Source organism: Mycobacterium sp. E735 (assembly GCF_001666955.1).
In the GTDB taxonomy this organism is placed as follows: domain Bacteria; phylum Actinomycetota; class Actinomycetes; order Mycobacteriales; family Mycobacteriaceae; genus Mycobacterium.
Genome location: NZ_LZIX01000309.1, coordinates 1 through 1,871, shown reverse-complemented (window position 1 = coordinate 1,871; position 1,871 = coordinate 1). Strand labels below are relative to the sequence as shown.

Here is a 1,871-nt window from a genome sequence, read left to right as displayed (position 1 = left end):
CCGCATCGACCTTGGCGCGCAACACCGCGTCCACTCGCTCAGCGGTCAAGGATGTGACGACCGCGTCGTCGAGCACGCCCGCGGCATGGATCACCCCGCTCAGCGGATGCTCCGCCGGGATGTCGGCGAGCACCGAGGCCAATGCCGCCCGGTCGGCGGCATCGCACGCGACGGCGCGCACCCGGGCGCCGGCTTGCTCCAATTCGGCGATCAGCTCGGCTGCCCCGGGCGCGTCGGGACCGGTGCGGCTGAGCAACACCATGTTCCGCACACCGTGGTGCGCGACGAGGTGGCGGGCCAGCGTCGAACCCGCCATCCCGGTTCCACCGGTGATGAGCACCGTGCCGGTCGCCAGGGCACCCGGAAGGGTCATGACGACCTTGCCGATGTGGCGGGCCTGGCTCAGGTACCGCAACGCCGCGCGACCGCGCCGGATGTCGAAGGTGGTCACCGGCAACGGCCGTAGCACACCGGCTTCGAAGAGCCCGGCTAACTCGTTCATCCACTGGTGCATCCGGGGACGGCCGGGCTCGAAGAGGTCGAAGGCGCGGTAGCGCACGCCGGGGTATTGCTGGGCGATCACGCCGGGGTCGCGGATGTCGGTCTTGCCCATCTCCAAGAACACGCCGCCGGGAGCCACCAGGCGCAGGGAGGCGTCCACGAAGTCGCCCGCCAGCGAATCGAGCACCACATCCACCCCGCGACCGGCGGTCACGGCCCGGAACTTCTCCTCGAACTCCAGGCTGCGGGAATCCGAGATGTGGTCGTCGTCGAAGCCCATGGCCCGCAACGTGTCCCATTTACCGCGGCTGGCAGTCGCGAAGATCTCGAGACCCAGGTAGCGGCCGAGCTGGACCGCGGCCATGCCGACACCGCCGGCCGCCGCATGCACCAGCACCCGCTGGCCCGGCTTGACATCGGCCAGGTGCACGAAGGCCATGTACGCGGTGGTGAAGACCGCCGAGATCGCGGCGGCCTCGGCGTAGGACCAGTCCGCCGGCATCGGCTGCAGCAGGCGGACATCGCCCGGGACCAGCGTGCCGCTACCGTCGGGGAAAAATCCGTAAACCGAGTCGCCGACGGCGAATTCGTTGACCCCGGGACCGACTTCGACGACCACGCCGGCGCCTTCACCACCGAGCAACGCGTCATGGGTGAACATGCCCAGAGTGATCATGATGTCGCGGAAGTTGGCCGCGATCGCGCGCAGCGCCACCCGCACCTGACCCGGCTCCAGCGGCGCGTCGGCGTTGGGAACCGGCTCCAGCCGCAGGTTTTCAAAGGTGCCGGCGGTGCCGATGCCCAGTCGCCAGGGACCGTCGCCCGGAGGCACCAAAAGGTCGTCGACCGCGCGGCTGGGCCGAACCCGCGCGGTGTAGACCTGGCCGTTGCGCAGCAAGACCTGGGGTTCGCCGGTCGCGAGCGCCGACGCGACCGCCCGATCATCGAGCGGCACATCGGAATCCACCAGGACGATGCGGCCGGGGTGCTCCGTCTGCGCCGAACGCACCAGCCCCCATACGGCCGCGCCGGGCAGGTCGCTGATGTCCTCGCCCGGCAGTCCGACCGCCCCCCGGGTGGCCACGATCAGCACGCCGGAGTCGCGCTCGGTCAGCCATGCCTGTGCGGCGGCCAGCGCCCGGTGGGTGCGCTCGTAGGTTGCGGTGACCGGATCTTGTTCACCGGCAAGGGATTCCAGAATCTCGTGCGGCGGCGCCTGGTCCGTGACGGCCGTTGCGGAGGCCGGCGACCAGGCGACGTCGAACAATCGCTCCGGGCCGGAGCTCGACACCGCCGCACGCAGCTGCCGCTCGCTCACCGGCCGGGCGACCATCGTCCCCACCGACAGCACCGGCAGGCCCAGCCCGTCG

Annotated in this window: 1 protein-coding gene; it reads right to left on the bottom strand. The window is 70.8% G+C overall.

Annotated features, from left to right (window positions below; genetic code table 11):
- Positions 1 to 1,871 (bottom strand): SDR family NAD(P)-dependent oxidoreductase (locus A5704_RS25320; RefSeq protein ID WP_156737762.1); only part of this gene is annotated, 1,871 nt, incomplete at both ends.